6 protein-coding genes are annotated in these 8,774 nt (G+C 62.0%); 5 read left to right on the top strand and 1 reads right to left on the bottom strand.

The genetic code is table 11. The features are described from left to right. Positions 1 to 59: 59 nt before the first annotated feature. Positions 60 to 275, bottom strand: a complete 216-nt coding sequence (locus tag RR842_RS09715) for a helix-turn-helix transcriptional regulator (RefSeq protein WP_332511975.1) — start codon at positions 273 to 275, stop codon at positions 60 to 62. A gap of 212 nt (positions 276 to 487) precedes the next feature. Between RR842_RS09715 and RR842_RS09710 the strand changes: the two genes are divergently transcribed. The 5 genes from RR842_RS09710 (at position 488) to RR842_RS09690 (ending at position 8,559) form a co-directional block, all read left to right on the top strand. Beyond that, positions 488 to 1,096 carry a CpsD/CapB family tyrosine-protein kinase gene (locus RR842_RS09710; RefSeq protein ID WP_332511977.1) on the top strand — a complete coding sequence of 203 codons (609 nt, stop codon included), beginning with the start codon at positions 488 to 490 and terminating at the stop codon, positions 1,094 to 1,096. A gap of 489 nt (positions 1,097 to 1,585) precedes the next feature. Continuing rightward, complete coding sequence (uvrA, locus tag RR842_RS09705) at positions 1,586 to 4,465, top strand: excinuclease ABC subunit UvrA (protein ID WP_332511978.1); 2,880 nt, start codon at positions 1,586 to 1,588, stop codon at positions 4,463 to 4,465. 159 nt (positions 4,466 to 4,624) lie between these two features. After that, positions 4,625 to 6,175, top strand: a complete 1,551-nt coding sequence (locus tag RR842_RS09700) for a GNAT family N-acetyltransferase (protein ID WP_332722209.1) — start codon at positions 4,625 to 4,627, stop codon at positions 6,173 to 6,175. A gap of 152 nt (positions 6,176 to 6,327) precedes the next feature. Further along, entirely contained in the window at positions 6,328 to 7,905 is a 1,578-nt protein-coding gene (locus RR842_RS09695) for an EamA family transporter (RefSeq protein ID WP_332553685.1), read from the top strand. A 120-nt stretch (positions 7,906 to 8,025) separates the two neighbouring features. Next, entirely contained in the window at positions 8,026 to 8,559 is a 534-nt protein-coding gene (locus RR842_RS09690) for a GNAT family N-acetyltransferase (RefSeq protein ID WP_332511983.1), read from the top strand. Positions 8,560 to 8,774 lie beyond the last annotated feature (215 nt).

Here is an 8,774-nt window from a genome sequence, read left to right as displayed (position 1 = left end):
GCTTACCGCAAGGTCCATGCGGCACAGCTTGCGGTTCTTGCGGGTAGTTTTTTCTTGATTCAAAAGGTGAACAGACTGCGCACCTCGATGTCGAGGGCATCCGCAATACGTCCAAGGTCATCCAAGCCGACGCTTACTCGGCCGGTTTCAATGCGCCAAATATGCGATTTGCTGCTGCCTACCATAAGGGCGAGCCGATGTTGCGAAATGCCCTGCTCTTCGCGCTTCACGCGTATCGCGGCACCTAGACGTACTCTTTTTTCTTCTCCAGTCATTATACTAGGTTATTCGGTATAATCTTCCTAACGGCTTCATATATGAAGCCGTTAGGAAGATGTGGAGTGAACATTACGGGACGGTTTGGGGCGAGGCTGCGATCGGATGGTGGCAGCGCTCATGGACAGAGTATGGGATCGAGGGTGTCATGACTGGAACGAAAAGAGTGGAGGGTCGACAACGTCGGGTTGCTCCCACATGGAACGACGCAATGGACACGCTTCACGCGAACCTTAACTTCATGAGCCTCGACAAGCCCTTACGTTCCCTTGTCATTACTAGCTCTGTGCCCAACGAGGGGAAAACCGACGTTGCAGTGGGCTTGGCCCATACCATGGCTGCATCGGGAAAGAGGACGCTTATCGTGGAGTGCGATCTGCGTCGCCGGTCGCTTGCGGGAAGGCTTGGCATTCGCCCTCCGGTAGGTTTAGGTGCCGTTGTGCTCGGCGATGCTAAGCTTGAGCAGGCTGCCGTACAGACGGGACAGCGCAATCTGTGGTTCCTCGACGCGGAACACGAGACGCCGAATCCTTCGGACCTGCTTGATTCGATGGGATTTGGAAGGTTGCTGTCCGCTGCCGAGCACGCTTATGACCGGGTGATTATCGATACGCCGCCTGTGGGGGCGTTCGTTGACGCTGCGGTAGTGTCTTCGAGGGTGGATGCGACGATCATGGTGGTTCGGCAGCGTTTTGTTAGGCGAAGCAGTGTTAAGCAAGCGGTTGATCAGCTTGAAAAGGCTGGAGCGTACCTTGTGGGCACAGTGGTGAGCTTCTGTGATTCTCCCGCTTCGAAGGATTTTCGGCGCACCTGTCATTGATGTTTTCTCGTCGAAGTATTTAGGTTGGCCGTGATTACTCGTTGCGATACGAGAAGCTCGGTCCTCACGTCTATCTTTTCGCTTTCGCCTGCGGTGCATACGGGGCGGTTTGGGGTACAGTGCCCGAACCGGGCGGCGAGGGCTTCGATGCGATCGTGCTCAGCACTCGCTCGCTATTCAGCGCCATCGTATGCGGGCATTCCGCTGACCATCGACGACTTCTCCATGGAGAGAACCTCGTTTCAGTATTTGGAGACCAGCGCACCCTTCCTCGAAGGCACCCCGCTCCCTTCGTTATCGAACAAATTGTGATCAAACTTTGGATGCTTCTACACGAACAAATGTTTTTACCTTTACTTTGGCTGCGCTGCGCTAGAATGGACGATTGCATGGATATGATAGTTTTCCAGTAACCATACTTTGCGTCCCGAAGCAGTGCGGGGCGCGTGCCGCCGCCACGGTCGCGATCGAGAAAGAGCGTATACGCACATGGGACAGAACGCCATTGTCATAAAAGGTGCCCGCGAGCACAACCTCAAGAACATCGACCTTACCATACCGCGCGACGAACTCGTGGTCATCACGGGCCTTTCCGGCTCAGGTAAATCGAGCCTTGCCTTCGACACGATGTACGCCGAAGGACAGCGTCGCTACGTGGAGAGCCTCTCCAGCTACGCCCGCATGTTCTTGGGCCAGATGAGTAAGCCCGATCTGGACAGCATCGACGGCCTGTCGCCGGCGGTGTCCATCGACCAGAAGACCACGAGCAAGAATCCTCGCTCCACGGTGGGCACCACCACCGAGATATACGATTATCTGCGCCTGCTGTTCGCGCGCGTAGGGGTGCCGCACTGCCCGGAGTGCGGACGCGTTATCCGCAAACAGACCACCGACCAGGTGACCGACGACATTCTGTCGCTGGCGCCCGATGCCAAGGCCATCATCATGGCCCCGGTGGTTGCGGGTCGTAAAGGCGAGTTCACGAAGCTGTTCGCCGACTTGCAGAAAGAGGGCTTCAGCCGTGTTCGCATCGACGGCGAGATCGTGAAGCTCGAAGGCGAGCCGCTTACGCTCAACAAGAAGATCAAGCACTTCATCGACGTGGTGGTGGATCGCGTGCAGCTCAAAGAGAGCGCTACGAGCCGCATCGCCGAAGGCGTTGAGCTGGCCTGCAAGCTCGCCGAGGGCCGCGTGCTTGTGCAGGTGCTCGATTCGCAGGGCAACCCGCTTGGAGAGGGCGGCGGCAAGTCCAGCGGCGCTACGGGCGGTTTGGGTGCGGGGGAGCATATCTTCTCGCTGGCGCTTGCCTGTCCGGAGCATGGGCACTCCATGGACGAGCTGCAGCCGCGCGACTTCTCCTTCAACGCTCCCTACGGTGCCTGTCCGGACTGCCTCGGCATCGGCAGCCGCGAGGAGGTTGATGCCTCGCTGGTGGTGCCCGATCCGTCGCTTACGCTCGATACCGGTGTCATCGCTCCGTTCAAGACCGGCAATTACTACCCGCAGGTGCTGCGCGCCGTTGCCAAGCACGTGGGTACGACGACCGACACCCCGTGGGAGGACATGCCGAAAAAGGCGCAGGATGCGTTGCTGCATGGCCTAGGCGACACGAAAGTGCGCGTGGACTACGTCACGGTGGACGGCCGCGAGACGTACTGGTACATCGAATGGGAGGGCGCGCTGTCCGCGGTGCAACGCCGCTACCAGGAAGCGCAGAGCGACAACCAGCGTGAGAAACTGGGCGAGTACTTCGCCATCGTGCCCTGCCAGACCTGCGGCGGCAAGCGCCTGAAGCCCGAGATCCTGGCCGTAACGGTGGGGGACGAGTCCATCTTCGACGTGACCGAGATGAGCGCCGCGGACTCGTTGGCCTACTTCGACGCCCTGGTCTTTCAGGGCCAGGACGAGCACATCGCCGGTCCCATCGTGAAGGAGATCAAGGCACGCCTCAAGTTCCTCGTGGACGTGGGCCTGGACTACCTCACGCTCGAACGTGCCACCGCGACGCTCTCGGGCGGCGAGGCGCAGCGCATCCGCCTGGCCACGCAAATCGGCGCGGGCCTCATGGGCGTGCTCTACATTTTGGACGAGCCCTCCATTGGCTTGCACCAACGCGACAACGAGCGCCTCATCGCGACGCTCGAGCGCCTGCGCGACCTGGGCAACACGGTCATCGTGGTCGAGCACGATGAGGACACCATCCGCAGCGCCGACTTCGTGGTGGACATGGGGCCGGGTGCCGGCGAGCACGGCGGCGAGATCGTGGCCATCGGCACGCCCGACGAGATCATGGCGGCGGAAGGATCACTGACCGCCGACTACCTGTCTGGCCGTCGCGCCATCGAGGTGCCCGCCAAGCGCCGCAACCCGCGCCGCGGCACGCTCAAGCTCACCGGTGCCACCGAGAACAACCTGAAGAACCTTACGCTTGAGGTGCCCTTCGGCACGCTCACCGTGGTCACGGGTGTGTCGGGTTCGGGCAAGAGCTCGCTGGTCACCGACACCCTGGCGCCGGCGCTCGCGAACCGCGTGAACCATGCGCATCGCCGCAGCGGCGCTTACCGCAAGATCACGGGGCTCGACAAGATCGACAAGGTTATCAACATCGACCAGAGTCCCATCGGGCGCACGCCGCGCTCGAACGCCGCTACCTATATCGGCCTGTGGGACGATATCCGCGCCCTGTTCTCCTCCACGCAGGAGTCCAAGGCGCGCGGCTATGGGCCGGGACGCTTCTCGTTCAACGTGAACGGCGGGCGCTGCGAGGCCTGTAAGGGCGACGGCCAGATCAAGATCGAGATGCACTTTTTGCCCGACATCTACGTGCCGTGCGAGGTGTGCGGCGGCAAGCGCTACAACCGCGAGACGCTACAGGTGACCTACCGTGGCAAGAACATCGCCGACGTGCTGGACATGACCGTGGAAGACGCGCTTGCGTTCTTCGAGAACATCCCTGGCATCAAGCGCAAGCTGCAGACGCTCTTCGACGTGGGCCTCGGCTACATCCGCCTGGGCCAGCCCGCCACGACGCTCTCGGGCGGCGAGGCGCAGCGCGTGAAGCTGTCCAGCGAACTGCAGCGCCGCCAGACCGGCAAGACGTTCTACATCCTCGACGAGCCTACCACGGGCCTGCACTTCGAGGACGTGCGCCAGCTGCTCATCGTGCTGGAGCGCCTGGTGGATGCGGGCAACACGGTGCTGGTCATCGAGCACAACCTGGACGTGATCAAGTGCGCCGACCGCATCATCGACTTGGGACCCGAAGGTGGCGACCGCGGCGGCGCCATCGTGGCGCAAGGAACCCCCGAACAGGTGGCCGAGGTCGAGGGCAGCTACACCGGCGCCTTCGTGAAGCGCATGCTGTCATAGCGGCCTGCTTGCGGGAGTTTGCCGTAATCTTACGGTACGCGTCTTTACCGATGCAAGGATGCGTGCGACAATGCCCTCTCGGCCTGAGGGCCTCTAGGAAACGATTAGACGATGCGGCGCTGCGCGCCGCATCGTTGCGCTCGGAAGGAAGCGGGGATCGTGGTTGAATCGGAGGGGAGCCCGCATGTGATGCGCGGCATCGTCTGTGCGTTGGCGGGCGGCATATGCTGGGGGTTTTCGGGAACCTGCGCCCAACTGCTTATGAACGACTATGGTGCGCCGGCCGAGTGGATCACCTGCGTGCGCATGGTTATCGCCGCTGTGTTCTTCCTCTTCATGACGGCGATGCGCAACTGGCGCGACCTCGTGGCCGTGTTTCGCGATCGCCGATCACTTCTCCAGATAGCGCTCTTCGCCCTTTTCGGCGTGCTGTTGACCCAGATGAGCTATTTGAACGCCATCAAGCATACCAGCGCAGGCGTGGGCACCACCATCGAGCAGGTGGGTCTGGTGCTTATCATGCTGTACGTGTGCCTGCGTGCGCGGCGGCTACCTCGGCTGCGCGAGGCGCTGGGCTTGGCGTTTGCCTTAGGCGGCATGGTGCTTATTGCCACGCAAGGCGAGATTGGCCGTCTGGCCATTCCCGCCGAAGGCCTATCCTGGGGCCTGGTGTCGGCGGTGGCGCTGGCCTTTTACACGCTTATGCCGGTGCGCGTGCTGAAGAAGTGGGGCGCGATGCTGGTCACGGGGCTTGCCATGCTGTTCGGTGGTTCGGCTGCCTCGATTGTGGTGCAGCCGTGGAGCATTCCGGTTCAGCTTTCTGGCGGCGCCTTGGCGGCCTTGGTCGCTATCGTGCTGGTGGGCACGCTGGGTGCCTACATGCTGTACTTGCAGGGCGTTGCCGATGCCGGGCCTGTGAAGGCGAGCTTGCTGTGCTGCGTCGAACCGGTGTCTGCCATGGTCCTTGCTCTGTTCTGGCTACAGACGCCCGTCTCGCTGTGGGACATCGCAGGATGCGCCATGATCGTGGTCATGATCTTCCTGGTGTCGGAGCGCGAGCCGAAGCTCGCTGCCGTTTTGGCTGGTGAGGGGGAGATGCTGTCGGCGGGTGCCGCAGCGGCGGCCGGCTATGACGATCCGCCCCTATTCGCCGGGCGCGCCTCGGTGCTGGGCTACTACACCAGCCGCCCTGCCGTACGCGAGGATTTCGGCCAGGTCGAGAAGCTGCTCGATGCGGGGCACGAGACGTTCGCCGCGCTCGGTATCGACGAGGGGCGCAAGAAGTACCCGTCTGCGCGCCGTCTCATGCACAGCATCAAGAACGGCACCACGCAGGTGGTCGAAGATGCGCAAGGCCATATGATAGCCGTGTTCGCGGTGTCGTTCTCGCCCGACAAGAACTACGATTCTGCCATCGACGGCACCTGGCTCACCGATACCAGCGCCCAGCCGCAGCCCTATGCGGAGGTTCACTGGATTGCGGTGGCCTATGAGGCGCGGCGCCGTGGCGTGGGCGTGTTCATCCTGGAAACAGCCGACCGCATTGCTAGCCGCGGGGGCCGCACCAGCATCCGAGCCGATGTCTATCCTCAAAACGTGCCTATCCAGAACATGCTCGAAAAGCATGGATACACCCGCTGCGGCACTATCGTTATTAAGGACGTGTTTGGGCGCAAGAAGGCTCGCCTTGCCTACGAGCGCATGCTCTGACCGGTCGTTGCCGCAATGGTGGGTGGACGTAGCTTCAAAACCATGTAAAAGCCTGCTGAAAACCTCTTTACCGAGATGCGCTTCCGTGCGACAATTCGCAGTGCGATTTCACAGGGGCCGCGGCCCCTTGTTCAGGGGGGAAGGGGGGCAGGATGGCAGCAGCGGCAACAAAAGAGGCGGCTCCTCGCAGGAACCACGTGGCGCGGGGCATCGTCTTTGCGGCGCTCGGCGGTATTTGCTGGGGCTTCTCAGGCACCTGCGCCCAGCTCCTCACCAGCGAACTGGGTGCCCCCGTGGCGTGGATCACCTGCGTGCGCCTTCTGATGGGCGCGGCGATTTTCCTGGTCGCTTGTCTGGTCAAGAACTGGCGCAGCTTGCGCGCCGTCATGCGCGACAAGCGCTCGCTTTTGCGCATCGCCGCATTCTCCCTCTTCGGTGTGTTGCTCACGCAGGTAAGCTATCTTTCTTCCATCTCGTTCACCAACGCCGGTACCGGCACGGTACTTGAGCGCCTGGGCCTCATCGTCATCATGCTGTACGTGTGCCTGCGCGCTCGGCGGAGGCCGTCGCTGCGCGAGGCCGTGGGGCTGGTGATGGCTATCGGGGGCACCTTCCTCATCGCAACGAAGGGCAATTTCGGCGCGCTGGCCATCCCTGCCGAAGGACTGTTCTGGGGCATCGTTTCGGCGTTCGCTCTGGCATGCTATACGCTCATTCCCGGCAAGGCGCTGGAGAAATGGGGCAGCTTCATCGTCACCGGCCTAGCCATGTTGCTCGGCGGCACCGTTGCTACGGTGTTCGTGCAGCCGTGGAACATCCCCGTGGACGTCACGCCCCAGCTTGCAGGCGTCATGGTGGCTATGGTCATCATCGGCACGTTCTTGGCCTACCTGTTCTACCTACAAGGCATCACCGATGCCGGTCCGGTACGCGCTGGCCTGGTGGGCTGCGTCGAGCCGGTGTCCGCTACGGTCATATCCGCGGTGTGGCTGGGTACGCCTGTCTTGCCGGTCGATATCCTGGGCATGATCATGATCATGGTCATGATGGTGCTGGTGACGCAGCGTGGCGAGGCTTCCAAGCAGCCGGCCGATGCCTACGAGGGATCGACGGACGACCTGCCGCCTTTCGAAGGCCGAGCGTCGCTTCTCGGATATTACCGGGCGCGTCCCGCCATGCACGACGACTTCGTGCGTTTCCAAGAGATACTGGCCGATGGACATGAGGCGCTCGCCGCCGCAGGCGTAGACGAGAAGGGCTCCAAGACCTATCCTTCCGAGCGGCGGGTCATGCGCGCCATCGATAGGAAGACCGCCTACGTTGTGACGCTCGCCGGCAGGGATGACGGTGCTGCACAAGATGCGAACGAGCGCATCATCGGCGTGTTCGCCCTCGACCCGAATGGCGACGAGGTCTACGCCCACGCGATGGGCGCTTCGTGGCTTTCCGCCTCTCCTGAACCACCCGAGCACACAACCTACGCGGCGCTGCACTGGGTGACGGTCGCTGCCGAAGCTCGTCGTCGTGGCGTGGGCATGTTCATCCTGGGTGAAGCCGACCGCTTGGCGAAGGCTGCAGAGAAGGCCAGCGTGCGGTGCGACGCTTACGAGGGCAACGACGCCATGAGGGCCTTGCTGGTGTCGTTCGGATTCACTCCCTGTGGTGGGATCACCTTGTTCGATCGGTTCGGTCGCGCAAGACGAAGAACCGCCTTCGAGCGTATGTGGTAGCTCCACCTGGCCGCTCGATGGCGACCCGCTCGACCCTCTTGCTTTTCCGCCCCAAGGTATCTTCTCGGTGCTGCTTCGGGCGACCCCCTTCGTTTCAAGATCGAGAGAAAGTGAACGCCCGTGCAATTTCGCAAGACCTGCGTGTCGGATATCGACCGCATCATGGATATTCTGGCAGACGGACGCCGCTCGCTTGCCGCCATCGGCATCGACCAGTGGCAGGGAGGCTATCCCCATCGCGACGCCATTGAGGGGGATGTCGAGCGCGGTGACTCTTATGTGGCGGTAGACGATGGTGGCATCGTCATGGCAACGGCTATGGTGGGCTTTGCGGGAGAACGCGACTACGATCGTATCGAAGGGGGCACGTGGTTGACCGGGTGCGCGTCGGGCGATCTGTGCTACGGGGTGGTGCACCGGGTGGCCGTCTCGGACGCTTGCCGGGGGTGCGGCATGGCCTCGCTTTTGCTGGACAACGCCGAACGCCTGACGCACGAGCAGGGGTGCGCCAGCGTGCGCATCGATACTCATCCGGGGAACGCTCCCATGCGTCGGCTGTTGGAGAAGCGCGGCTATGCGCAGTGCGGCACCATCTACATTGCCCATGCTGAGGAGGCAACGCCCGATCGCATCGCCTACGAGAAGCTGGTTTGACCTGTCGCCCCGAAGAGGCGCCTTTGGTTTCCGGCCTTGCGCTGAGGCAGGGTATGGAGTTGTCCGGGTTGCGTGGGCACCCCGGTATCCGGTTGGCTGTGCATATTCTGTCGGTTGCCTATCGTTGCAGTTACCGTAGCTCGACGCGCTATAATGGCTCTTACTATGTCGGTTATCTCACGTGAAAAAATTGCGCTCGTCGTATTCGCGGGCCT

This window comes from Gordonibacter sp., from assembly GCF_036667095.1.
Classification (GTDB): Bacteria; Actinomycetota; Coriobacteriia; order Coriobacteriales; family Eggerthellaceae; genus Gordonibacter.
The sequence above is the reverse complement of the archived record's forward strand: the minus strand, read 5'-3'. Positions and strand labels throughout refer to the sequence as shown.

Excerpts from the sequence above, each read along its gene's own strand:
- RR842_RS09715 (WP_332511975.1), bottom strand. The coding sequence starts at position 275 with ATGACTGGAGAAGAAAAAAGAGTACGTCTAGGTGCCGCGATACGCGTG.
- RR842_RS09710 (WP_332511977.1), top strand. The coding sequence starts at position 488 with ATGGACACGCTTCACGCGAACCTTAACTTCATGAGCCTCGACAAGCCC.
- uvrA (WP_332511978.1), top strand. The coding sequence starts at position 1,586 with ATGGGACAGAACGCCATTGTCATAAAAGGTGCCCGCGAGCACAACCTC.
- RR842_RS09695 (WP_332553685.1), top strand. The coding sequence starts at position 6,328 with ATGGCAGCAGCGGCAACAAAAGAGGCGGCTCCTCGCAGGAACCACGTG.